The organism is Aeromonas sp. 82P, from assembly GCF_051919365.1.
GTDB classification, from domain to species: domain Bacteria; phylum Pseudomonadota; class Gammaproteobacteria; order Enterobacterales; family Aeromonadaceae; genus Aeromonas; species Aeromonas veronii.
In genome coordinates, this window is sequence record NZ_JBQBEV010000001.1 from 580,729 (window position 1) to 603,615 (window position 22,887).

Here is a 22,887-nt window from a genome sequence, read left to right on the forward strand (position 1 = left end):
TGAGTGGATGGATGCTGGCCGCCCTGTTGGGCGGCCTGATTTTGTCAGGATTGGCCATCTATGCAGGCATGCTGCTGGCCAGGCTGAGACGACAGCAAGCGATGCAGTGGCAGGCGATTACCGCTCGCAATGAACGAATTCTGGAGAGCGTGCGGGTCATTGCTCATGCGGTGCAGGAGGGGCAGTGCGATTACTCCGAAGGCGCCATTCGGCTGACCAATCTGCTGGATGCGTTGCAGATCAAGGGGGGGCGAGCATTCGTTGCCGAGTTCCCGGGTCTGTACGGGCTGTATGAGAAGGTGAAAGATATGCCGACTCATGAGGCCAGACGTGCCCTCAAGCGCAATGAAGTGATGAAGATGGATCTCGAACGAAGCGGCTACGAGGCCGAGCTGGAGGCTCAGATCCTCAAGGATGTGGCCCAGCTGAAGGATTTTCAGTTAGGTCGGTGAGCCAACAATAACAACAAGAGAGGAAGCGAGCGTGCAAGCAGAACAGATTGTGTGGGATCAGGCCCTGATCGAAAAATATAACTACAGTGGCCCGCGATACACCTCTTATCCCACTGCGCTGGAGTTCAACGAGAGCTTCGGCTATCCGGATTTTGTCCGCGCTGCCGGCCAGTATCCCGAGCGCAATCTGTCGCTCTACGTGCACATCCCTTTCTGTCACAAGCTCTGCTACTACTGCGGCTGCAACAAGGTCATTACCCGCCATCAGCACAAGGCTGACGAGTACCTCGACTACCTGGAGCAGGAGATCAAGGCGCAAGCCCCGCTCTTCAAGCACCGTATGGTTACCCAGCTGCACTGGGGTGGCGGTACACCCACCTATCTGGATGAAGCGCAAACGCGCCGCCTGATGGCCATGCTGCGTGAGCACTTCCAATTCGCCGAAGAGGGGGAGTTCAGCATCGAGGTCGATCCGCGCGAGATTGCCATTACCATGCTGGATGTGTTGCGAGATGTCGGCTTCAACCGCATCAGCCTTGGGGTGCAGGACTTCAACAAGGATGTACAGGTTGCGGTCAACCGCGAGCAGGACAACGACTTTATTAAAGCCATGTTGGAACGGGCCAGAGAACTGGGTTTCCGCTCGACCAACCTCGACCTTATCTATGGCCTGCCGCATCAGGACCGTGCCATTTTCCACCATACGCTGGAAGAGGTGCTCAAGACGGATCCGGCGCGCCTCTCCATCTTCAACTATGCCCATCTGCCGAGCCGCTTTGCCGCCCAGCGCAAGTTGAAAGAGGTGGATATGCCTGCGCCGCAGGAGAAACTGGCCATGCTGCAGGACACCATCGCCTTCCTCACCGGTCAGGGTTACCAGTTCATCGGCATGGACCATTTTGCCAAACCCGATGACGAACTGGCGGTCGCGCAGCGCGAGGGCAAGCTGCACCGCAACTTCCAGGGCTATACCACTCAAGGTGATTGCGATCTGCTGGGGCTGGGGGTCTCCTCCATCAGCATGATCGGTGATGCCTACTCCCAGAACCAGAAAGAGCTCAAGACCTATTACGCACAGGTTGCAGAGCTGGGTCATGCCCAGTGGAAAGGCTGCTCGCTCAATCAGGATGACCTGATCCGCCGTGAGGTGATCAAGCGGCTTATCTGTGATTTCCGTCTGAACTTTGCGTCTGTCGAGCAGGCGCACGCTCTCAATTTCAGAGAGTATTTTGCCGACGATCTCAAGCTGCTGCAGACCTTCATCAACGATGGATTGGTGCGTATGACGGAGGATGGTCTGGAGGTCTCCTCCACGGGGCAGCTGCTGATCCGCAATATCTGCATGTGTTTCGACGTGTACTTGCGCAACAAGGCGCGCCAGCAGCAGTTCTCTCGCGTGATATAAGCTTGTTTGCCGATTAGAAAACAAAAAAGGGCGCCATCGTGGCGCTCTTTTCATATGTATTTTTGCTTAAGCAGCGGGTCGGAAAGGTTCTGGTAAGAAGTCTCTGCGCTGAGGCAAGCAATTGAGAGCCAAGCAAGGGGACGGTGAAATGCAGATAAAAAGATGGGGGCGACTTGCGTCGCCCCCGGTAGTCGTATCGCTCAGATCCTTGAACGAAGTTGCTCCCTGCAATCCCTGACTGTTTACCTCTTCCTTTAGGTTTCCCCTTCCCAATCCTTTGGGGTGTCCTTTAGCCATCTTGGCCTGACGAGTCATCCTGTCCCGTCGCACTTTCTCCGTCCTGGGAGGTGTCCTTTACCACATCCTGTGGTGAGTCCATTTGCCCAACCCTGGCAGCCAGCCTTCCTGACCGACTTCATTGCGTCCGTGCATGAGTAACTATAAGGATTTTCTAACCGGCTACAACGCCAGATTGGAAAACGTTTTTGTCATTAGCTATTTCGAAAGTTATGGGTTTCGATTTTTTCATTTATAAACAGCTGGTTAAGTTAATCATCTTCATGTTTTAAGATCTTATCTTCCGATTATCTCGGGGATCTTTTCGGCTGTTGGCTTACATCTGGAATGGCAGATCTCTTACACGGCGTTTTGGTTGCTTCAGAAACAGATTTTGCCGTCTGATGATGGTCATTCGGGGTGAGTGGGCGAGGCAGACAAAGAGCAGCTGAATGGAGAAATTATTAGCGCTGGTTGAGCCGCTCATAGATGGTCTGGCGTTCTTCAGGAGTCAGCGAAGAGAAGTAATGGGTAAAGAGGCGCAGCAACAGGGACTTGTTCATGCCATCTTGCTGGGTCAGATTACCCAGCTCGTCGATGGCCACCGTGCTCATGGAGAAAGTGGCTTTTTTGTAGCTGGGCTTCAGGTGCTCGCCACTCTCGATAAAGGCCAGCGCCGACAAGGCTTCATCACGATGCAGACCCAGTTCAAGGCTGACCACCTTGGGTTTGCCCTTGGCGTAGAACTCCGCATCTTCGATAAATTCGTCGACGGTGAACTTCTTCTGGTGATGCAACTGGTGCTTTTTCTTCAGATCGGCCAGACCCATCTCACACCCCCACTTGCAGGAACTCTTTGGCGATGGCCCGGATCTCTTCGGCGGATTTGCCATCCGGCTCGATCTCCATCACCGACAGTCCCTTCTCTTCGCTGTCGTCATAGACGTTGCGGCCATAGGTGATGGCGTTCAGGACGTCGACACCGAACGAGGAGCAAACCTCTTTCGCTTCCAGAATGCGTTTTACCTGATTGGGCAGGGCGGGACACTGGGTCAGCACTACGGCTGCATTGAGGGTCGGATTGACCATTTTGCATGTAGTGATGAGATCTTCCATGTGGGGCAGGGTCTTGAGGTCACGTCGTTTCGGGCGCAAGGGGATCAAGGCGTGGGTGGCGACAGCCATGGTGGAGCGCAGAGCCCGGTTATCTTGCCCGCCGCAATCGACGATGACGTAGTCGTAGCGGTTTTTCAGGCTGAGCAGGTCGTTGTGAATATTGCCATAGAGCTGCACGCAGTTGATTTGTGGTAGCTCCGGGTTGTCATTGCGCTCCTGAATCCAGTCAGAGGTGGTGCGCTGCGGGTCGCAGTCGACCAGTAACACCTCCCCCTGAAATTGGGATCTGAGGTAGACCGCCAGATTTTGTGCCAGGCAGCTCTTGCCACTCCCCCCCTTCTCTCCACCGACCAACAAGATCATGACGTTCCCCTATCCATGAGAAAACCGCTGATTTCAGTATAGGAGGGGCCAGTCTCATCACAAGGCGAGAGGAGTGATGCTCCTCTCGTTGTTTCGACTAGTAATGAACGCTGCCTCCCTGCCAGCGGCAGACATAGCCAGGCACCAGCATCTGGGAGGCCTTGTCGACATGGCATACCACCATGGGCATGGCAGGGGCTCCTTCAGCCTGACTGAGGGTGGGGAGCGCAGAGAGCAGCAAAGTCGCGAGCAGCAGCATGGGTTTCATCTTCATAACAACTCCTTGGTAGTACCATTCCTGTGTGATCTGGATCACTTTCTGAGTTAAGTCGAGGTTGGCGCCAGTGCAAGGTGAGACGAATAAATTCAATTAATGAAAAAAGTATCAAAAGGCGTTGTGGTGACCGAAGAGGATGGCTGCCCACCTCGATGCGGACTTTGTGCATATTAAGTTGAACCGCACAAAGAGGTGGTGACTGATGAGGCCTGGCCTGATGGGGTTGGCATCAATGCCATGATCTGGAACAAGAAAAGATTTATGCAGTGAATGTGGTTGATGTGAGTATTTATTTCTACCGCGCTCCCCTCGTCACGGCGATGTATTCAATACCTAGGGAGTAATATTCAAATTCTATTTGTCATTTCATTTATTATTATGATTTTTAACGGTTTTTATTATTTGAATTTAATCGCTCCAGTGAGTTGGCATGAATAAAAAATGAATCAACTTGAAATATAGCGGGGTGGTTTTGCATGGTTATTCGGTGCGCTTTGTGTGGAAAATGCGCAATTTGCTACCGGTGTCATAGAATAGATGGTGAATATATTCAGTTCTAAGTGAATGTGATCAATGTCTAAGTTTGTCGTGATTTGCAGGGCTAACCTCGGTCTCGAAAGGCAAGGGCAGGATAGAACATAAGCCGATTACCCTACATAAAGAATATCCCGCCTTAGCCACGAGCATGAATAGAAGGAATCTATTCAATCACTCGCAGGGACCACTGCTAGACGGAATATAATCATGAGCAAATTTTATGTAGGTTCTGAAGTTGGCCAATTGCGCCGTGTCATGTTGCACCGCCCCAACCTCAGTCTGAAGCGTCTGACTCCTTCCAACTGCCAGGATCTGCTGTTCGATGACGTCCTGTCTGTTGAACGCGCCGGTCAGGAGCACGACAAATTCGCTCAGGTACTGCGCGATCAGAATGTCGAAGTTTTCCTGCTGACCAATCTGCTGGCTGAAACACTTGATGTGCCGGAAGCCAAAACTTGGCTGTTGCAACATCAGGTCTCCGACTACCGCCTCGGCTCTTCTTTTGCCAACGATGTGCGCTGCTTCCTGGCTGACATGCCGCACCGCGAACTGGCCCGCATTCTCTCCGGCGGCCTGACTTACTCCGAGATGCCCTACAGCGGTGTCAACATGGTAGTGGGCATGCACGCTCCGACCGATTTCATCATCGAGCCGCTGCCCAACCACCTCTTCACTCGTGACACCTCCTGCTGGGTTTACGGTGGCGTTTCCATCAACCCGATGGCCAAGCCGGCTCGTCGCCGCGAAACCAACCATGTGAAGGCTATCTATCGCTGGCACCCGATGTTTGCCGGTCAGGACTTCATCAAGTACTTCGGTGACGAGGAGCGTGACTACGACAACTCCACCATCGAGGGTGGCGACGTACTGGTGATCGGCCGCGGCGCCGTGCTGATCGGTATGTCCGAGCGCACCACCCCGCAAGGTGTCGAGCACCTGGCTCGCAGCCTGTTCAAACATGGTCAGGCCAAGCAGGTCATCGCCATGGAGTTGCCGAAACACCGCAGCTGCATGCACCTGGATACCGTCATGACCCACATGGATATCGACACCTTCTCCGTCTATCCGGAAGTGATCCGCAAGGATGTGCAGTGCTGGAGCCTGACTCCGGGCGGCGCCACTGGCATGAACATCAAGGAAGAGGGTTACTTCGTCACCGCTATCGAGAAAGCACTGGGCGTCGATCAGCTGAAGATCATCACCACTGGCGGTGACAGCTTCGAAGCCGAACGCGAGCAGTGGAACGACGCCAACAACGTACTGACCGTACGTCCCGGCGTGGTGGTGGGTTACGAGCGCAATACCTACACCAACGAGAAGTATGACAAAGCCGGTATCACAGTTCTCTCCATCCCGGGTGATGAACTGGGCCGTGGCCGCGGCGGCGCCCGCTGCATGAGCTGCCCGATGGAACGCGACAGCATCTGATGAGACGGCGTGGCGCCGGCAGAAGCTGGCGCCACACAGAACCAAACTCGAGATTAACCACTATGAAAAAACCAACTGTCGTCGTCGCTCTGGGTGGCAATGCACTGCTCCGTCGTGGTGAGCCACTGGAAGCGGATATCCAGCGCAAGAACATTGCAACTGCCGCCAAGACCATCGCCCTGATCGCTCAGGAGTACAACGTGGTACTGGTGCATGGTAACGGCCCGCAAGTCGGCCTGCTGGCCCTGCAAAACAGCGCCTATACCAAGGTATCCCCCTATCCGCTGGATGTGCTGGGTGCCGAGTCCCAGGGCATGATCGGCTACATGCTGATCCAGGAGCTGAAAAACCTGATGCCGAGCCGCAACGTCACCGCGCTGCTGACTCAGGTGCAGGTTGATCCCAAGGATCCGGCATTTGCCAACCCGACCAAATTTATCGGCCCCGTCTACGAAGAGGCTGAAGCCCGCAACCTGGCAGAAGAGAAGCACTGGGTGGTCAAGGCTGACGGCAAGTTCTTCCGTCGTGTAGTGCCGTCCCCGCTGCCCCAGCGCATCGTCGAAGGCGACGCCATCGAAACCCTGATTGCCCAGGGCCACCTCATCATCTGTACCGGTGGTGGCGGCATCCCGGTGACCTGGGATGGCCAGAGCCTGACCGGTATCGAAGCCGTCATCGACAAGGACATGTCTGCCGCCTATCTGGCCAAGCAGATCAAGGCCGACGCCCTGCTGATCCTGACCGATGCCGATGCCGTCTATCTGGATTGGGGCAAACCGACCCAGCGTCCGCTGCGAGTCACCAGCCCGGACGAGCTGGCCGGGGTCAAGTTCGATGCAGGTTCCATGGGACCGAAAGTCGAAGCCTCCTGTGAATTTGTCAAAGCGACCGGCGGCATGGTCGGCATCGGCTCGCTGGAAGATGGTCTTGCCATCCTCAAGGGTGAAGCCGGCACCAATATCGTCGCCACCCGCACCGTACATGCGTAATTACCGATATCTGTACTGAGAATGCGTAGTCAACACTACTGCCCGAACTGGTCTGAAACATATATAGAGAGAACTCATCATGGCTTTTAATCTGCGTAACCGTAACTTCCTGAAACTGCTGGACTTCACCCCGCGCGAAATCCAATACATGATCGATCTGGCCATCGACCTGAAGAAAGCCAAATACGGTGGCTACGAGCGCAAGCATCTGGTCGGCAAGAACATCGCCCTGATTTTCGAGAAGACCTCCACCCGTACCCGCTGTGCGTTTGAAGTAGCGGCCTTCGACCAGGGCGCTCAGGTCTCCTACCTTGGCCCAAGCGGTTCCCAAATCGGTCACAAGGAGTCCATGAAGGACACCGCCCGTGTACTGGGCCGCATGTATGACGGTATCGAATACCGCGGCTACGGTCAGGAGATCGTCGAAGAGCTGGGCGCCTACGCCGGAGTCCCGGTCTGGAACGGCCTGACCAACGAATTCCACCCGACCCAGATCCTGGCCGACTTCATGACCATGCTGGAGCACGGCAAGGGCAAGCGTCTGGATCAAATCAAGTTCGCCTACCTGGGTGATGCCCGCAACAACATGGGTAACTCCCTGATGGTCGGCGCCGCCAAAATGGGCATGGACATCCGTCTGGTCGCGCCGAAAGCCTTCTGGCCGGAAGAGGAGCTGGTTGCCAAGTGCCGCCTGATCGCCGAAGAGACCGGCGCACGCATCACCCTGACCGAAGATGTGAAAGAGGGTGTGCTGGGTGCGGACTTCCTCTACACCGACGTCTGGGTATCCATGGGTGAAGCGAAAGAAGCCTGGGATCAGCGCGTCAAACTGATGACTCCGTATCAGGTCAACATGGATGTCATCAACGCCACCAAGAACCCGGATGTGAAGTTCATGCACTGCCTGCCGGCGTTCCACAACGACGAGACCACCATGGGCAAGGAAGTGGCTGACAAATATGGCATGAAAGGCCTGGAAGTGACCGAGGACGTGTTCGAATCCGAGCACAGCATCGTGTTCGACGAGGCCGAAAACCGGATGCACACCATCAAGGCAGTGATGGTTGCTACGCTGGGCGACTAAGGTCGCAGTAGTGGTGCCGGGGGGCGACCCCCGGCTTTTCGACCATGTGACAGCGGCATAATACCTCTAACCCTACAACCCGCAGCCTGCATGGATACCACACCCACAGAAGGAAGCTGGACCATGACCAAATTCAAGTTCCCGTCAGCCTACACGATACTGTTTGTGCTGATCGCCCTGGTGGCCGCCCTGAGCTGGATAGTGCCGGCCGGCAAATACGAGATGACCATGAACGAAGCCCTCGGCAAAGAAGTGCCGGTGGCGGGTACCTACAAACTGGTGGAGGGGAATCCCCAGGGGATCGTCGACGTGCTGCTGGCACCTATCGATGGCCTCTACAACCACGACACCTATGAGGCAGGCGCCATCGACGTCTCCCTCTTTATCCTGATCATCGGTGGTTTTCTTGGTATTGTGACCAAGACAGGTGCCATCGATGCCGGTATTGAACGTGTGACCGACCGCCTGCGCGGCCGGGAAGAGTGGATGATCCCGATCCTGATGGCGCTGTTCGCCGCAGGCGGCACCATCTACGGCATGGCCGAAGAGTCGCTGCCGTTCTACACCCTGCTGGTGCCGGTGATGATGGCCGCCCGCTTCGACCCTGTGGTCGCCGCGGCAACCGTATTGCTGGGTGCCGGTATCGGTACTCTGGGTTCTACCATCAACCCGTTTGCCACCGTTATCGCCGCCAACGCCGCCGGTATCTCCTTCACCGACGGTATCTGGCTGCGCGTTGCCATGCTGGTCGCCGGTTGGCTGCTCTGTGTTGCCTACGTCATGCGTTACGCCAAGATGGTGCGCAGCGATCCGAGTAAATCTCTGGTGGCTGACAAGTGGGAAGAGAACCGTGCCCACTTCCTTGGCAACAAGAGCGACCAGATGCTGGAGTTCACCCTGACCCGTAAAATCGTGCTGGGTATCTTCGTCGCCGCCTTCGCCGTGATGATCTACGGTGTGGCCGTGCTGGGCTGGTGGATGGCGCAGATCTCCGGCGTGTTCCTGGCTGCCGCCATCATCGTTGGTCTCATCTCCCGCATGAGCGAAGAGGAGCTGACCTCCAACTTTATCGACGGTGCCCGTGACCTGCTAGGGGTGGCGCTGATCATCGGTATCGCCCGCGGTATCGTGGTAGTGATGGATAACGGCATGATCACTCACACCATTTTGCACAGTGCAGAAGGGATCGTGACCGGCCTCTCCACCATCGTCTTTATTAACGTGATGTTCGTGCTGGAAGTGGTGCTCTCCTTCCTGGTGCCGTCCTCCTCCGGTCTGGCGGTGCTGACCATGCCGATCATGGCGCCGCTGGCCGACTTCGCCAACGTGGGCCGCGATCTGGTAGTGACTGCTTACCAGTCTGCCTCCGGTCTGGTGAACCTGGTGACCCCGACCTCCGCCGTGGTCATGGGTGGCCTGGCCATTGCAAAGGTGCCTTATGTACGCTGGCTGAAGTGGGTGGCTCCGCTGCTCGGTATCCTGACCGTGCTGATCGTGGTCTGCCTGAGTCTGGGGGCCGTGCTCTCCTGAGGGATGACAAGCAAGATGAAACGGGAGCCTGCGGGCTCCCGTTTTTTATGGGCGCAGCTGACGGCCAAAAAATGAGAGGCAACAAAAAGGCGACCCGCGGGTCGCCTCGATGCATTTGATGGAAGGGGTTAGCGGGCTTGCGCCAGGGTGCGCACCACGGCGGCGTGGGCCTGACGGGTGCGGCTGATATGGCGCGGCGCGACCAGCACCACGTCATTGCCCGCGACGGCGCCCATGATCTCGGGATTGGCGTTGCGATCCAGCAGGCGGGCTACCACGGTAGCGGCCCCCGGGGTGGTGTGGATCAGCACCATCTGCTGGTTGTGCACCACTTCGCGTACCATGTCGTGGATCGAGCGGGTGCTGCCAGCGGGTTCCAGCTGCTCATCGACCAGGGTGTAGACCTTCTTGCCGTTGGCATTCTGGGCCTTGGCGACGCCGAGGCGGCGCAGCAGGCGGGAGATGGTGGATTGGCTGATGTCGGCAAAGCCGCGCTCCGACAGCTCACGTCGGATCTCTTCCTGGGTGCTGTAGCAGTGCTGACCGATGATCTGGCGACAGGCATCCAGCTGGGCCAGATCGGGCTCTTGGGCAACGGGACGACTGAGGGTTTTGACCACGGCGAATTCCTTTGATGATGACCGGAGGTAAACGCGCGATATCTGCCATAGCAGTCAGTTATCAGGCAAAAACACTGATAATCCATCTATATGCAGGGAATGAGCGGGCATTACCATCTTGCGATGGCAAATTATAGCTGACTGGAAATTCGGTGATGTGACAGGGTTCAAAAATGGGCCCCGCAGGGCCCAATCAGATATCAGTAACGCTCGCTGACGATGTCCTGAGTGAAGGACTTCTCGCAATATTTGCACTTCATCCGTACCACGCCTTTCACTTCGCGCACCCGGAAGTAGCTGTCTACCGGCTCGTTGTGGGAGATGCAGTTGGAGTTGGGGCAGTGGAACACCCCGGCGATGAACTCCGGCAGCTCCAGCTGGTGCTTCTTCACCACATTGAAGTCTTCGATGATGTTGACGGTCGCTTTCGGGGCGAACAGTGCCAGCTGGTTGGCCTGCTGTTCGGTCAGGCGGGTGTTCTCAATCTTGATGAGATCCTTCTTGCCCAGCGCGCCGGATTTCAGGTTGAAGCCGACGGTGATCCGCTCCTGGGTTTCGACCAGCTGGAACAGCTTGAGGATCTTGATGCCCTGGCCAGCGGGGATGTGATCGATGACGGAGCCGTGACGGATGGCTTCGACTTGCAGTTGGTTCTTGTCAGACATGATATTCCCCTAAGCTCAGACAGTTTCGTTCAGTACCAGTGCCAGCAGCGCCTGGCGTGCATAGACCCCGTTCTCCGCCTGCTGGAAGTAGCAAGCGTGGGGAGTCTTGTCGACCGCCACATCGATCTCGTCGACGCGGGGCAGGGGATGCAGGATCTTCATGGTGGGCTTGGCCCCTTCCAGGGTCGCCAGTTCCAGAATGAACTTGGCGGCCATGTGCTTGTATTCAGTCTCGTCGAAGCGCTCTTTCTGGACGCGGGTCATGTAGAGAATGTCCAGCTCCGGCATCACCTCTTCCATGGTCTGGTGGACGCTGAACTGGATACCCTTCTCTTCCAGCTCTTCGCAGATGTAGTCCGGCATCGCCAGCGCTTCCGGGGAGATGAAGAAGAAGCGGCAGTTGAACAGGCTGAGGGCCTGGGCCAACGAGTGCACGGTGCGGCCATATTTCAGGTCACCGACGAAGGCGACGTTGAGGTTGTCCAGACGGCCCTGGGTCTCATGGATGGTGAACAGGTCGAGCAGGGTCTGGCTCGGATGCTGGTTGGAGCCGTCGCCGCCGTTGATGACCGGCACGCGGGAGAACTCGGAGGCCAGACGGGCCGCGCCCTCTTTCGGGTGGCGCATCACCACCGCATCCGAGTAGGAACCGATGATCTTGATGGAGTCAGCCAGCGTCTCACCCTTCTTGGCGCTGGTGTTGCCACCGTCGGCGAAGCCGATGATGTTGCCGCCAAGGCGCTGTACCGCGGTCTCGAACGAGAGGCGGGTGCGGGTGGAGGCTTCGAAGAAGCAGCTGGCAACCAGCTTGTCTTTCAACAGGCTGGTGTCAGGTTCAGCCTTCAACCGTTGTGCGGTTGAGACTACCAGTTCCATTTCTGACCGGGTCAGGTCCGAAATGGAGATGACATGTTTCTTATAGAGTGGATTGGTCATCGTCTGCATTCCCTTTGACATCATTGGAGGTTTTTCGGGCACAAAAAAAAGCCCCTGAAACAGGGGCTTTTTTTAAAAATAACTGGGGATCTTTGGGGTGGGAACCGGAAACAACGGGGCCGCTCTGGTGCGCACCACCCGTCTGCAAGGCTGTTTTCTGAATCAAAAACTGCATCGTTTCGTCCCGACCTTTTTCAAAACCGGACAGATTATAGGGCCGCTTTTTTAATTGTCAAAATTTTATTTCCGATGCCAATTTCAGCATGAAAAACGTTTAAGTGGCGGAAACATGACGACAAATCCACACCTTGTGCGTCTCTTGCAGCGATTCCCCATCGCGGGCCATGGCGCGCAAATAACCGAGTCTGTGGTGCCCTTCCAGCAGGCAGTAGGGTTGCGGTAACGGTTGCCCGTTCGGGTAGCTGGCTCCCTTCTCCGGCGCCAGCACGATGACAGGTTCGGGCCAGGTGCCGTCGCTCAGCATCTTCTCGCCTAGCCAGGAGCGGCGGACATACCGGTTGCTGCGCAGCATCTCCCCCCAGCGCTCGATCACCTCCATATGGCGGGAGTCCACCTGATCCAACAGTTGCGCGGTGGGCCAGCTTTCACAGGTGAACTGATGGCTGGCGAGATCGATAAAGCTCCAGTTGGACTCAAAACCGCGCCAATGACGGTAAATCCACTGGGAGAGCACATTTTCAGGAATAAAGGGCACCAGCGGCGCGACCCGTTCAAGGTAGGCTGGCAGGGACTCTGTTTTGCGTTCATCCCTGAAGTTGAGGGGCGCCAGTTGTTGGAGCAGTCGGTAATTGAGCATAAGTGGCCTCCCGGTACCTGATTTTACCCTACCCCCATTTATGTCCCATTCCTACCCCGGCAGGGCTGCAAATACAGCAAGTTATCCTGCTTCGCTGCACAAACAACCGCGACTTGTTCGGGATTTGTGCAATCGCATCGAAAGCGTAAAAAAAGCCTTTACCTTTGATCTCCACTTTGTATACTACGCCTCGTTTGTTGCAGGGGCGTAGTTCCAATTGGTAGAACAGCGGTCTCCAAAACCGATGGTTGCGGGTTCGAGTCCTGCCGCCCCTGCCATTTTCAGAAAGGCCAGCTCATTGAGCTGGCCTTTCGCATTTCCGGCGTTCGCCAATTTATCCCTCTCTCCTTTCTCTTTTTCTTCTTGCCGTTAGCCGTCCGGTGACTGTGGCCACATTGATCTCGATGTCTGCCGCAAGAGCATTCAGTGTGCAGCAACCCGCTGTTTCAGGACGGTGACCAGCCGCTGGTGGCGGGCGGGGAGCAGCCACTCGGCGCGGTAGATCAGCCAGAGGGTGTCGATCACCTCAATACTGCTCTGGATCACCCGGATCTTCTCCTGTTGGGCAAAGGCGGTGACGGCGAAGCGGGGCAGCACGGTAAAGCCGAGGCCGCGGGCGACCGGCTCCAGGATCTGGCCGATCTGGTTGGTAAAGCCGCGCAGCGGGATCTCGTCAACGCGCTGGCCGGGGTAGCGTCGTCCCAACAGGCGTTGTGCCATGCTGCGGCCATCCGGGTGGTCAATAAAGCCGAGCTGACAGAGGTGCTGCCAGCTCTGCTCCTCGCCGTTGTTGGGTACCACAAGGCAGAGGGGTTCGCGGGCGAAGGGCTCGGCGGCGATGCTGGGGTGCTCTGGCGGTTGATCCACCAGTCCCAGATCGCTGCGCCCCGCCAGTACCGCCTGCACTATGTCGGGGGTGGGGGCAAAGCGGTGCTGGATGGTGAGTCCGGGGTGCTCCTGTTGCTGGTCGAGCAGCAGGGGATAGAGCAGCAGGCCAATGCTGCCCGGGGTGGACAGGGTGATGGCGCCGTGGTGAGGGTCATCGTCAGAGAGGCGCGCTCGCAGCTGTTCGGCTGCCTGCGCCTGCTGGCGGGCAAAGTCGAGCAGCACCAGCCCGCGCGGAGTGAGCTCCAGCTGACGGGGCTTGCGCAGCAGCAGGGGGCCAAATTCGGCCTCGAGGCGCGAGATATGCTGACTGACGGCGGCCTGGGTGAGATCCAGCCGCTCGGCGGCACGGGTAAAACTGCCGGTTTCATGCACCACCACCAGGGTGTGGAGCCAGAGTGGATTAACCATAAATTTAATTTATGTCTTCCATTAGTTTGACCTTATTTTTCATTATGTCGCCCCTTCCTATCATGTCACCTGTTTCCCACACACAATTTCAAGGTGACGTATGACCTATCCACGCAACTTCTCCCACATCGGCATCACGGTGACTGACCTCGACAAAGCGGTCGAGTTCTATACCAAGGTGATGGGCTGGTATCTCATCATGCCGGCGACCACCATCACCGAGGATGACTCCGCCATCGGTGTGATGTGTAACGACGTGTTTGGCCCGGATTGGGGCTCCTTCCGCATCGCCCACCTCTCCACCGGCGACAAGATTGGCATCGAGCTGTTCGAGTTCCCCAACAGCGAGCAGCGCGAAAACAACTTCGAATTCTGGAAGACCGGAGTGTTCCACTTCAGTGTGCAGGATCCGGATGTCGAGGGGCTGGCGGCGCGCATCGTCGCGGCGGGCGGCAAGCAGCGGATGCCGGTGCGCGAGTACTACCCGGGCGAGAAGCCCTACCGCATGGTCTACATGGAAGATCCCTTCGGCAATATCGTCGAGATCTATAGCCACAGCTATGAGCTAACCTACTCCGCCGGTGCATATCAGGGGTAGGTGACAGGCCGCCTTCGGGCGGCCTGCTGCTTTGTTGTTACAAGAGTCAGTAGCATGGAATAGCGATCTGCTTCACACGAATAGCGCGTTCTGTTGTTGATAGATGGGAAAATATACAGATTCACTAAAGTCTGTTCATATTGCGGCCGATAGCCTTTGATACATCAGGGTTTTCCCTGCCTGACACAACAACAAGGATCTGTCGTCATGACCCTCTCTCTGCGCGGCAAGCTGCTGGCCACCAGTCTTGGTGTGGTGCTGCTGATGGCATCACTGCTCGGCATCGTTGCCTTTCACACCCTAAAATCCCGCACCATGAGCGCCATCCAGAGCGAGGCGGTCAACTATGGCCACGCCTACTCGGTCGCCATCGGCGAATGGATGACGGATCGCAAGAACACCGTCCATGCGCTGGTCAACCTGATCAGCGACAACCCCCAAGCCGAGCTGGTGCCGCACCTGAAGCAGGCCTACACCTCCGGCGGCTTCGGCCTCACCTATTTTGGCTCCGCGCAGGGGGTGATGACCCGGCAGGACCCCTCCCTCAACACCGGTAACTATGACCCGCGCGAGCGCCCCTGGTATCAGGATGCGGTGAAGGCGGGGCAGCTGATCGTCACTGCCCCCTATGTCAGCGTCACCATGCAGAAGCTGGTGGTCACCCTCTCCGAGCCGGTACGCCATCAGGGCGAGCTGGTCGGCGCCGTGGGGGCCAACCTGGCGCTCGACAAGCTTATTGACGAAGTGCTGGCGATGAAGGTGCAGGGTGAGGGCTACGCCATGCTGCTCGACAGCAGTGGCCTCATCGTCGGCCATCCGCAGAAGGATCTGGCGCTCAAGCCCATCGCCGAGCTGGCGCCGGGACTCTCTGCCGCCACCTTCCAGCAGTGGGGCCGCGAAAACAGCGAGCTGCACGCCGCCACCCTCGACGGGCGGGATGTGCTGCTGGCGGTACAACCGGTGCCGGGCACCGACTGGCTGCTGGCCATGGTGATGTATCGCGATGTGCTGGAGGCGCCGCTCAGCAGCCTGCTGTGGGAGCTGGTGGGGCTGACTCTGGTGCTGATGCTGGTATTCAGCGCCCTGCTCACCGCCACCTTCAAATACCTGTTCGCCGATCTCGGTCGGGTCGCGCACGCCCTGCACGACATTGCCCACGGCGAGGGGGATCTCACCGTTCACATCAACACCCACAGCAAGGATGAGGTGGGTCAGCTGGCCCAGAACTTCAACCAGTTCGTGGCGCGGCTGCACGGCATCGTCAGCCGGTTGCGGGATGTGACCATCGAGCTGGCGGCACAGTCCCGTGCCCAGGCGGCCGGGGCGCAGGCCCGCAGTCAGCGGGTACGCCAGCAGCAGGACGAGATCGTGATGGTGGCGACCGCGGTGACCGAGATGGCCTCCGCCACCCAGGAGATCGCCGGTAACGCCGAGTTTGCCGCCACCACCGCCACCGATGCGGTCGCACTGGCGGTCGCCGGCCAATCCCAGGTTGGCCAGAGTCAGCGCAGCATTACCGGTCTGGCGGACGAAGTGGCCGATGCCAGCCAGATCATCAATGAGCTCGACAGCCATGCCCAGAAGATCAGCGGCATTCTGGCGACCATCAGCGGCATCGCCGAGCAGACCAACCTGCTGGCACTCAACGCCGCCATCGAGGCGGCCCGGGCCGGTGAGCAGGGCCGCGGCTTCGCGGTAGTGGCGGACGAGGTGCGGGTGCTGTCGCGCCGTACCCACGACTCCACCGACGAGATCCAGCAGATGATCGAGACCCTGCAGCAGACCACCCGTCGCGCCGTGGGTGGTATGGAGACCAGCCGTCAGCTGGCGGGTACCAGCGTCGAGGATGCGGAAGCGGCCAACCAGAGCCTTGCCCGGATCAACGAGGCGATCGGCTCCATCAGCGACATGGCGACCCAGATCGCCGCAGCGGCCGAGGAGCAGACTTCGGTGACCGGCGAGATCAGCCGCAATACCGAGAATATCCGCCATGTCTCGCAAGAGCTGGCCGAGCAGGCGGGCAACGAAGCGGCGCAGGCGGCCGAACTCAAGTCGCTGACCGAGCGGCTGGAGCAGGAGATCGGCCGCTTCCGGCTCTGACATCCCGCCACTCCAGCAACAGAAAGGGCAGCCCGCGGGCTGCCCTTTGTTATTTTACGGCTGGCTTAAGGGGTCTGTTTGACCCAAATCAGCTGGTCGGTGGCAAAGCCCAGCGACTTCGCCTTGGCGACCAGCGCATCCACCTTCGCCTTGGGCGGGTTGGGTGAGCGGGAGAGGATCCAGAGGTAGTCGTGGTTGTAGCTGGTCACCAGCGAGAGCTGGTAATCGGGGTCGAGGTCGATGACGTTGTAGCCGCCGTAGAAGGGGCCGAAGAAGCTCACCTTGAGCCGCGCCTCGTCCGGGTTGCCGACGAAGTAGGCTTTGCCCTCGGCTTCGCGCCAGCTGCCATCGCTCTGCTTGCCGCGGTTGAGCACCTTGACGCCGCCATCGTCCCGCAGGCTGTAGGTGGCGCTCACCTGCTCCAGCCCCCGCTCGAAGCTGTGGTCGAGGCGGGCAATCTCATACCAGGTGCCAAGATAACGGTCGAGCTGGAAGCCGGTAACGGGGCGAATGCCGTCGGCAATCCCGGTACAGGCCGTCAGCAGCAAAGCGGTGAACAGGCAAAGCAGTGAACGCATAAGTAATCCCTCTCTTGTTATCCCTCGATGATGCGCAGCTGGCCATCCCGGAAGCGGGAGGCCTGATCCGTCGGCGTGCTGCCGAAGAAGCGCTTGTACTCCCGACTGAACTGGGAGTTGCTCTCGTAACCGACTCTGGCCGCCGCGGTGCCCGCCTTGATGCCATCGTGCAGCATCATCATCCGCGCCTTGTGGAGGCGAAACGACTTGATGTACTGCAGCGGCGAGGTAGCGGTGACCGCCTTGAAGTGGTGGTGAAAGGCGGAGACGCTCATGTTCACCTCCCGCGCCAGCTCCTCCATGGTGAGGTTGTCGGCATAACGGGACTCTATCATACGCAGCACCCGGGCGATCTGGCCTACATGGTTGTGGCGATTGGCGAGCGCCTGCAGCGCCGGGCCGCCCCCCTCTGTGAGGGCGTGGAACAGCATCTCGCGCACCGTCTGCGGCCCCAGCACCCTGGCGTGCAGCGGGTTGTCCATCAGCTCGATCAGTCGCTCGGCAGCGCAGAACATGGTTTCCGACAGGGGGACCGAGTGGACGCCGCTCTTTTGCGGCGCGGGGGCGGGCAGGGCATCGCCCAGCTCCAGCAGCAGCTCTTGCAGGGTGACCAGATCGATCTCGATGGTAAACCCGATAAGCGGCTGCTCGGGGGAGGCGAAGCACTCGCACTCGCAGGGGAGCGGCAGGGTCATCAACAGGTAGTGGTTGGGGTCGTAGCGAAACACCTGATCCGCCAGATAACCCACCTTGTGTCCCTGCAGGATAACGATCATCCGCGGTTGGTAGAGCACCGGGGTGCGGCCATGGTGTTCGGTGGTATAGATGAGGTTGACCTGTTTCACCGGTGATGGGGTGATGCCGGGGGCGGTGACGTGGCGGGTCAATCTGGTTGCGAGGTCGCTGTAACGGTTTTGCATGGGGGCTCTTTGATTCGACAGGTCCGGTTTTCGCTGCTTTGTAGAAATAGGCAAGAATCAAGCAGGATGTTGTCTTGATGGTAGGGTGGTTCTGGAGAAAAATGCAATCACGATTTCGCGGCCTGGCCGCCCTGACTATCAGAAGAAGGCAATGTCGATGAACAACTTTACTCTCCATACCCCGACCAAAATCCTGTTCGGCCAAGGGCAGATCGCCCAGCTGCGCGAGCAGCTCCCGAGCGATGCCCGCGTCATGATCACCTATGGCGGCGGCAGCGTGGTACGCAGCGGCTTGCTGGAGCAGATCCGTAACGAGCTGGCTGGCATGACCCTGTTTGAATTTGGCGGCATCGAACCGAATCCGGCCTACGAGACCCTGATGGGCGCCGTGGAGCTGGCCCGTGCCGAGCGGGTCGACTTCCTGCTCGCCGTTGGCGGTGGTTCCGTGCTCGATGGCACCAAGTTTATCGCCGCTGCCGCGCACTACGATCTGGCCAAGGATCCCTGGCACATTCTCGAGACCGTCGGCAGCGAAGTGCGTTCCGCCATCCCGCTCGGTTCTGTGCTGACCCTGCCGGCGACCGGTTCCGAAATGAACATGGGTGCCGTCATCACCCGTCGCAGCAGTGGCGACAAGGTGCACTTCTTCTCGCCGTTCGTGATGCCGCGCTTCGCCGTGCTGGATCCGGTGCTCACCTACACCCTGCCCGAGCGTCAGGTGGCGAACGGGGTGGTGGATGCTTTTGTTCACATCGTGGAGCAGTACCTCACCTATCCGGTCAATGCCAAGGTGCAGGATCGCTTCGCTGAAGGCTTGCTGCTGACCCTGATCGAAGAGGGTCCCAAGGCGCTGGCCGAGCCGCACAACTACGAGGTACGCGCCAACATCATGTGGAGCGCCACCATGGCGCTGAACGGCCTGATCGGTGCCGGTGTGCCGCAGGACTGGGCCACTCACATGCTGGGTCACGAGCTGACTGCCCTGCACGGCCTCGACCACGCCCAGACTCTGGCGGTGGTGCTGCCCGCCCTGCTGCAGGCCAAGCGCAAACAGAAGCATGCCAAGCTGCTGCAATACGCAGAGCGGGTGTGGGGTCTGGACAGCGGCAGCGAAGCGGAGCGCATCGACGATGCCATCGCCGCGACCCGCGACTTCTTCGAGCGGATGGGGGTCAAGACCCGACTGCGCGACTACGGTCTGAAAGATCTGGGTATCGACACCCTGATCGGCAAGCTGGGTGAGCACGGCATGACCCGTCTGGGCGAGCACGGCGATATCGATCTGGTGCAGAGCCAGCATATTTATGAAGCGGCCTGGTAAGGGCCGCCAATCGGTGCCAAACGGGCGAAACGATTGAATTGCCGGGGCCCTCTCCCGCCTTCTGGCGGCTGAGTGGCCCCGCTTTTGTTGGGAAAATGTTACTTTTCGGCGTTTCGCTGCGAGAAGTGAGACGAAAGCGGATTTCGTAAGAACAAAAAACGCTAAGATAGAGGGCCGGTAAAACATTTTTTTTGACTGGTTGGATCACTTTTTTCAGCCGTTTTTACTGGTATAAGCCTCTAATTTGGTTTGTTTTTTTTAATCGTAGCCAGGGATGGGCTGAATTCTGTACGAGTGCCGTCGGGACTGCGGTTGTAATAAAACTCCAAAATTTGATACTAATCACCTTCGCGCCTGAAAAGCGGGGGCCTGACCATGACAGGAGGTTGAGGTAAAGCCTACTGATTTTCATAACAAAGAGCCCTGGACCTGCACTTTGGTCATGTCTTGTTTCGTCAGAAGTGAGACACTGGGCAGCGATTGTTTATTAACCATCAGGGAATAGTCATGCAGATTGGAATACCGAGAGAGAGTCTCGCCGGTGAGACCCGGGTCGCAGCGACCCCGGCTACCGTCGAGCAGCTGAAAAAGCTCGGCTTCGAGGTCGCCATCGAGACCGGCGCAGGCCTGTCGGCCAGCTTCGATGATGCCGCCTTCGAGGCTGCCGGTGCCAGCGTGGTGCCGAATGTCTGGCAAGCCGACCTTATCTTCAAGGTCAATGCGCCGACCGATGCCGAGATCGCACAAATTAAAGATGGCGCCACTCTGGTGAGCTTCATCTGGCCTGCCCAGAACCCCGAGCTGGTCAAGAAGCTGTCCGAGCGCAACATCAATGTAATGGCGATGGATATGGTGCCGCGGATCTCCCGTGCCCAGTCCCTCGATGCCCTCTCCTCCATGGCCAACATCGGTGGCTATCGCGCCGTGGTTGAAGCTGCGCACCAGTTCGGTCGCTTCTTCACCGGTCAAATCACCGCAGCCGGTAAAGTGCCGCCTGCCAAGGTCCTGGTGATCGGTGCTGGTGTTGCCGGTCTAGCTGCCATTGGTACGGCCGGTTCCCTCGGTGCCATCGTGCGTGCCTTCGATACCCGTCTGGAAGTGGCCGAGCAGATCGAATCCATGGGTGGGGAATTCCTCAAGCTGGACTTCGGTGGCGAAGACGGTGCATCCAGCGATGGTTACGCCAAAGTCATGTCCGATGAGTTCATCAAGGCCGAGATGGAGCTGTTCGCCCAGCAGGCCAAAGAGGTGGACATCATCATCACCACCGCCCTGATCCCGGGCAAGCCGGCTCCCAAGCTGATCACCAAAGAGATGGTCGACAGCATGAAGCCGGGCTCCGTCATCGTGGACATGGCCGCTCAGGCTGGCGGCAACTGTGAATACACAGTGCCGGGTGAGCTGCATGTCACCGACAACGGCGTCAAGGTGATTGGTTACACCGATCTGCCGGGTCGCCTGCCTGCCCAATCCTCCCAGCTCTACGGTACCAACCTGGTCAACCTGATGAAGCTGATGTGCAAGGAGAAGGACGGCAACGTTGCCATCGACTTCGAAGACGTGGTTCAGCGCAATATGACGGTTATCCAGGCCGGTGAAGTGACCTTCCCGCCGCCCGCCATCTCCGTCTCTGCCGCCCCGCAGAAACCGGCCGCCGCCAAACCGGCAGCCAAGAAGGAAGAGGCCAAGCCCTCCAACAAGAAGTTCGTGTTCGGTGCTCTCGGCATCGCCGCCTTCGGCTGGATCGCCTCCGTTGCCCCGGCAGCCTTCCTCTCCCACTTCACCGTATTCATCCTGGCCTGTGTGGTCGGTTACTACGTGGTGTGGAACGTCTCTCACGCCCTGCACACGCCGCTGATGTCGGTCACCAATGCCATCTCCGGCATTATCGTGGTCGGTGCCCTGCTGCAGATCGGGCAAGGGTCGACTCTGGTTACCGCATTGGCCTTCATCGCCGTGCTGATTGCCAGTATCAACATCTTCGGCGGCTTCACCGTCACTCAGCGCATGCTGAAGATGTTCCGTAAGGATTAAGGGGGTTTAACGTGTCTCAAGGACTGGTAACAGCATCCTATATCGTTGCCGCCGTGCTCTTCATCCTCAGTCTCGCGGGACTGTCGAAGCAAGAAACGGCCAAGCATGGCAACTTGTTCGGTATCGCGGGTATGGCTATCGCCCTGCTCGCCACCGTATTCAACCCGGAGACCAGTGGCGTTCACTGGATCATCCTGGCCATGGTGATCGGCGGTGCCATCGGCGTGCGTCTGGCGCTCAAGGTCGAAATGACCGAGATGCCCGAGCTGGTGGCCGTGCTGCACAGCTTCGTGGGTATGGCGGCAGTGCTGGTGGGCTTCAACAGTTTCATCGATCTGCACCCCTCTGCCCCTGCTGAGGTTGTCGTCTCCGTCGGTTCCAATCTGGATGCCACCCTGGCAGCCGCCCGTGCGGCGTTCGAGCAGGCCAACAGCGTTGCTCAGGTCGAGCACCTGACCGGCGCCATGCTGAACATCCATCTGGTCGAGATCTTCCTGGGCGTCTTCATCGGTGCCGTGACCTTTACCGGTTCCGTGGTTGCCTTCGGCAAACTGCGCGGTCTGATCTCCTCCAAGCCGCTGATGCTGCCACACCGCCACAAGCTGAACCTGCTGGCCGTGGTCGCTTCTCTGGCGCTGATGGTCTACTTTGTCAACGCGGGCGGCTCTACCTTCGCCCTGCTGGTGATGACCCTGATCGCCTTCGCCTTCGGCTGGCATCTGGTGGCCTCCATCGGTGGCGCCGACATGCCGGTGGTGGTCTCCATGCTGAACTCCTACTCCGGTTGGGCGGCGGCAGCGGCGGGCTTCATGCTCTCCAACGACCTGCTGATCGTCACCGGTGCTCTGGTAGGTTCCTCCGGTGCGATCCTCTCTTACATCATGTGCAAGGCGATGAACCGCTCCTTCATCTCCGTGATCGCCGGTGGCTTCGGCTCCGATGGCGTGGCCTCCACGGCTGATCAGGAGATGGGCGAATACCGCGAAACCAGCGCCGAGGAAGTGGCTGACCTGCTGAAGAACTCCAGCTCCGTCATCATCACCCCGGGCTACGGTATGGCGGTGGCGCAGGCCCAGTATCCGGTGGCTGAAATCACCCAGAAGCTGCGTGATCGTGGCGTCAAGGTGCGCTTCGGTATCCACCCGGTTGCCGGTCGTCTGCCTGGCCACATGAACGTGCTGCTGGCGGAAGCGAAAGTCCCGTATGACATCGTGCTGGAAATGGACGAGATCAACGACGACTTCGCCGATACCGATACCGTGCTGGTGATCGGTGCCAACGACACCGTCAACCCGGCCGCGATGGAAGATCCGGGCAGCCCGATCGCCGGTATGCCGGTGCTGGAAGTGTGGAAAGCGCAGAACGTCATCGGCTTCAAGCGCTCCATGAACACTGGCTACGCCGGTGTCCAGAACCCGCTGTTCTTCAAGGAAAATACCCAGATGCTGTTTGGCGATGCCAAGGCCAGCGTCGAGGCAATCCTGAAAGCACTGTAAGTGCCATTCAGAGAGTGAATATCAAGGAGGCTTCGGCCTCCTTTTTTAT

Annotated in this window: 22 protein-coding genes and 1 tRNA gene; 12 read left to right on the forward strand and 11 right to left on the reverse strand. The window is 58.4% G+C overall.

The genetic code is table 11. The features are described 5' to 3' along the window. Positions 1-11: 11 nt before the first annotated feature. A complete protein-coding gene (locus ACTG2S_RS02680) occupies positions 12-452 on the forward strand; it encodes a DUF2489 domain-containing protein (RefSeq protein WP_005339712.1) in 441 nt (146 codons plus the stop codon). A 31-nt stretch (positions 453-483) separates the two neighbouring features. Further along, positions 484-1,857, forward strand: a complete 1,374-nt coding sequence (gene hemN, locus ACTG2S_RS02685; protein WP_439981941.1) for an oxygen-independent coproporphyrinogen III oxidase — start codon at positions 484-486, stop codon at positions 1,855-1,857. Positions 1,858-2,597: 740 nt separating this feature from the next. Here the strand turns inward: hemN and ACTG2S_RS02690 are convergent. The 3 genes from ACTG2S_RS02690 to ACTG2S_RS02700 form a co-directional block, all read right to left on the reverse strand. Further along, entirely contained in the window at positions 2,598-2,963 is a 366-nt protein-coding gene (locus ACTG2S_RS02690; RefSeq protein ID WP_139405392.1) for a CopG family transcriptional regulator, read from the reverse strand. 1 nt (position 2,964) lies between these two features. Next, on the reverse strand, positions 2,965-3,612 hold the full coding sequence (locus tag ACTG2S_RS02695; protein ID WP_439981942.1) for an AAA family ATPase: 648 nt from the start codon (positions 3,610-3,612) through the stop codon (positions 2,965-2,967). Positions 3,613-3,709: 97 nt separating this feature from the next. Beyond that, a complete protein-coding gene (locus ACTG2S_RS02700; protein ID WP_439981943.1) occupies positions 3,710-3,886 on the reverse strand; it encodes a hypothetical protein in 177 nt (58 codons plus the stop codon). 747 nt (positions 3,887-4,633) lie between these two features. On the opposite strand from ACTG2S_RS02700, the gene arcA reads away from it, so the two are divergent. The 4 genes from arcA (at position 4,634) to ACTG2S_RS02720 (ending at position 9,457) form a co-directional block, all read left to right on the forward strand. Beyond that, on the forward strand, positions 4,634-5,854 hold the full coding sequence (gene arcA / locus ACTG2S_RS02705) for an arginine deiminase (protein WP_005339718.1): 1,221 nt from the start codon (positions 4,634-4,636) through the stop codon (positions 5,852-5,854). Between the two features lie 62 nt (positions 5,855-5,916). After that, the gene (gene arcC / locus ACTG2S_RS02710) at positions 5,917-6,843 is read left to right on the forward strand and encodes a carbamate kinase (protein WP_439981944.1); all 927 of its coding nucleotides are present in this window, start codon (positions 5,917-5,919) and stop codon (positions 6,841-6,843) included. A gap of 79 nt (positions 6,844-6,922) precedes the next feature. After that, positions 6,923-7,927 (forward strand): ornithine carbamoyltransferase, encoded by a 1,005-nt coding sequence (gene argF / locus ACTG2S_RS02715; protein WP_005339721.1) that lies wholly within the window; start codon positions 6,923-6,925, stop codon positions 7,925-7,927. Positions 7,928-8,050: 123 nt separating this feature from the next. Continuing rightward, positions 8,051-9,457: a YfcC family protein gene (locus ACTG2S_RS02720; RefSeq protein WP_005339725.1), complete on the forward strand. Its 1,407-nt coding sequence runs from the start codon at positions 8,051-8,053 to the stop codon at positions 9,455-9,457. Between the two features lie 128 nt (positions 9,458-9,585). Here ACTG2S_RS02720 and ACTG2S_RS02725 read toward each other — a convergent pair whose 3' ends face one another. The 5 genes from ACTG2S_RS02725 to ACTG2S_RS02745 form a co-directional block, all read right to left on the reverse strand. Beyond that, positions 9,586-10,077: an arginine repressor gene (locus ACTG2S_RS02725; RefSeq protein WP_005339728.1), complete on the reverse strand. Its 492-nt coding sequence runs from the start codon at positions 10,075-10,077 to the stop codon at positions 9,586-9,588. A gap of 200 nt (positions 10,078-10,277) precedes the next feature. Further along, entirely contained in the window at positions 10,278-10,742 is a 465-nt protein-coding gene (pyrI, locus tag ACTG2S_RS02730; RefSeq protein WP_005339730.1) for an aspartate carbamoyltransferase regulatory subunit, read from the reverse strand. A 15-nt stretch (positions 10,743-10,757) separates the two neighbouring features. Next, complete coding sequence (gene pyrB, locus ACTG2S_RS02735) at positions 10,758-11,678, reverse strand: aspartate carbamoyltransferase (RefSeq protein WP_005339735.1); 921 nt, start codon at positions 11,676-11,678, stop codon at positions 10,758-10,760. Continuing rightward, positions 11,659-11,853: a hypothetical protein gene (locus ACTG2S_RS02740; protein ID WP_133249581.1), complete on the reverse strand. Its 195-nt coding sequence runs from the start codon at positions 11,851-11,853 to the stop codon at positions 11,659-11,661. Before ACTG2S_RS02740 ends, pyrB begins: the two co-directional genes overlap by 20 nt. A 99-nt stretch (positions 11,854-11,952) precedes the next feature. Then, a complete protein-coding gene (locus ACTG2S_RS02745) occupies positions 11,953-12,495 on the reverse strand; it encodes a hypothetical protein (protein WP_439981945.1) in 543 nt (180 codons plus the stop codon). Between the two features lie 201 nt (positions 12,496-12,696). Between ACTG2S_RS02745 and ACTG2S_RS02750 the strand changes: the two genes are divergently transcribed. Then, positions 12,697-12,773: transfer RNA gene (locus ACTG2S_RS02750), tRNA-Trp, on the forward strand. Positions 12,774-12,918: 145 nt separating this feature from the next. Here the strand turns inward: ACTG2S_RS02750 and ACTG2S_RS02755 are convergent. Then, the gene (locus tag ACTG2S_RS02755; RefSeq protein ID WP_439981947.1) at positions 12,919-13,791 is read right to left on the reverse strand and encodes a LysR family transcriptional regulator; all 873 of its coding nucleotides are present in this window, start codon (positions 13,789-13,791) and stop codon (positions 12,919-12,921) included. Positions 13,792-13,891: 100 nt separating this feature from the next. Between ACTG2S_RS02755 and ACTG2S_RS02760 the strand changes: the two genes are divergently transcribed. Then, positions 13,892-14,389 (forward strand): lactoylglutathione lyase family protein, encoded by a 498-nt coding sequence (locus tag ACTG2S_RS02760; RefSeq protein ID WP_439981949.1) that lies wholly within the window; start codon positions 13,892-13,894, stop codon positions 14,387-14,389. Positions 14,390-14,596: 207 nt separating this feature from the next. After that, entirely contained in the window at positions 14,597-16,489 is a 1,893-nt protein-coding gene (locus ACTG2S_RS02765) for a methyl-accepting chemotaxis protein (protein WP_274160755.1), read from the forward strand. A 65-nt stretch (positions 16,490-16,554) separates the two neighbouring features. Here ACTG2S_RS02765 and ACTG2S_RS02770 read toward each other — a convergent pair whose 3' ends face one another. Both ACTG2S_RS02770 and ACTG2S_RS02775 read right to left on the reverse strand, forming a co-directional pair. Further along, positions 16,555-17,067, reverse strand: a complete 513-nt coding sequence (locus ACTG2S_RS02770) for a lipocalin family protein (protein ID WP_005356301.1) — start codon at positions 17,065-17,067, stop codon at positions 16,555-16,557. 17 nt (positions 17,068-17,084) lie between these two features. Then, on the reverse strand, positions 17,085-17,987 hold the full coding sequence (locus ACTG2S_RS02775; RefSeq protein ID WP_005339751.1) for an AraC family transcriptional regulator: 903 nt from the start codon (positions 17,985-17,987) through the stop codon (positions 17,085-17,087). A gap of 157 nt (positions 17,988-18,144) precedes the next feature. On the opposite strand from ACTG2S_RS02775, the gene yqhD reads away from it, so the two are divergent. The 3 genes from yqhD (at position 18,145) to pntB (ending at position 22,838) form a co-directional block, all read left to right on the forward strand. Then, entirely contained in the window at positions 18,145-19,308 is a 1,164-nt protein-coding gene (yqhD, locus tag ACTG2S_RS02780) for an alcohol dehydrogenase (RefSeq protein ID WP_274160756.1), read from the forward strand. Positions 19,309-19,815: 507 nt separating this feature from the next. Beyond that, positions 19,816-21,342: a Re/Si-specific NAD(P)(+) transhydrogenase subunit alpha gene (gene pntA / locus ACTG2S_RS02785; RefSeq protein WP_019446577.1), complete on the forward strand. Its 1,527-nt coding sequence runs from the start codon at positions 19,816-19,818 to the stop codon at positions 21,340-21,342. An 11-nt stretch (positions 21,343-21,353) separates the two neighbouring features. Continuing rightward, complete coding sequence (gene pntB / locus ACTG2S_RS02790) at positions 21,354-22,838, forward strand: Re/Si-specific NAD(P)(+) transhydrogenase subunit beta (RefSeq protein ID WP_005339759.1); 1,485 nt, start codon at positions 21,354-21,356, stop codon at positions 22,836-22,838. The last annotated feature ends 49 nt before the right edge of the window (positions 22,839-22,887 follow it).

What these genes read in the sequence shown, in the direction of transcription:
- ACTG2S_RS02745 (WP_439981945.1), bottom strand. Translation starts at nt 12,495, where the DNA reads ATGCTCAATTACCGACTGCTCCAACAACTGGCGCCCCTCAACTTCAGG.
- arcC (WP_439981944.1), top strand. Translation starts at nt 5,917, where the DNA reads ATGAAAAAACCAACTGTCGTCGTCGCTCTGGGTGGCAATGCACTGCTC.
- ACTG2S_RS02720 (WP_005339725.1), top strand. Translation starts at nt 8,051, where the DNA reads ATGACCAAATTCAAGTTCCCGTCAGCCTACACGATACTGTTTGTGCTG.
- ACTG2S_RS02755 (WP_439981947.1), bottom strand. Translation starts at nt 13,791, where the DNA reads ATGGTTAATCCACTCTGGCTCCACACCCTGGTGGTGGTGCATGAAACC.
- arcA (WP_005339718.1), top strand. Translation starts at nt 4,634, where the DNA reads ATGAGCAAATTTTATGTAGGTTCTGAAGTTGGCCAATTGCGCCGTGTC.
- yqhD (WP_274160756.1), top strand. Translation starts at nt 18,145, where the DNA reads ATGAACAACTTTACTCTCCATACCCCGACCAAAATCCTGTTCGGCCAA.
- ACTG2S_RS02760 (WP_439981949.1), top strand. Translation starts at nt 13,892, where the DNA reads ATGACCTATCCACGCAACTTCTCCCACATCGGCATCACGGTGACTGAC.
- pyrB (WP_005339735.1), bottom strand. Translation starts at nt 11,678, where the DNA reads ATGACCAATCCACTCTATAAGAAACATGTCATCTCCATTTCGGACCTG.
- ACTG2S_RS02775 (WP_005339751.1), bottom strand. Translation starts at nt 17,987, where the DNA reads ATGCAAAACCGTTACAGCGACCTCGCAACCAGATTGACCCGCCACGTC.
- ACTG2S_RS02680 (WP_005339712.1), top strand. Translation starts at nt 12, where the DNA reads ATGCTGGCCGCCCTGTTGGGCGGCCTGATTTTGTCAGGATTGGCCATC.
- pntA (WP_019446577.1), top strand. Translation starts at nt 19,816, where the DNA reads ATGCAGATTGGAATACCGAGAGAGAGTCTCGCCGGTGAGACCCGGGTC.
- ACTG2S_RS02695 (WP_439981942.1), bottom strand. Translation starts at nt 3,612, where the DNA reads ATGATCTTGTTGGTCGGTGGAGAGAAGGGGGGGAGTGGCAAGAGCTGC.
- ACTG2S_RS02770 (WP_005356301.1), bottom strand. Translation starts at nt 17,067, where the DNA reads ATGCGTTCACTGCTTTGCCTGTTCACCGCTTTGCTGCTGACGGCCTGT.
- ACTG2S_RS02700 (WP_439981943.1), bottom strand. Translation starts at nt 3,886, where the DNA reads ATGAAGATGAAACCCATGCTGCTGCTCGCGACTTTGCTGCTCTCTGCG.
- ACTG2S_RS02690 (WP_139405392.1), bottom strand. Translation starts at nt 2,963, where the DNA reads ATGGGTCTGGCCGATCTGAAGAAAAAGCACCAGTTGCATCACCAGAAG.
- ACTG2S_RS02740 (WP_133249581.1), bottom strand. Translation starts at nt 11,853, where the DNA reads ATGCAGTTTTTGATTCAGAAAACAGCCTTGCAGACGGGTGGTGCGCAC.
- pyrI (WP_005339730.1), bottom strand. Translation starts at nt 10,742, where the DNA reads ATGTCTGACAAGAACCAACTGCAAGTCGAAGCCATCCGTCACGGCTCC.
- ACTG2S_RS02765 (WP_274160755.1), top strand. Translation starts at nt 14,597, where the DNA reads ATGACCCTCTCTCTGCGCGGCAAGCTGCTGGCCACCAGTCTTGGTGTG.
- argF (WP_005339721.1), top strand. Translation starts at nt 6,923, where the DNA reads ATGGCTTTTAATCTGCGTAACCGTAACTTCCTGAAACTGCTGGACTTC.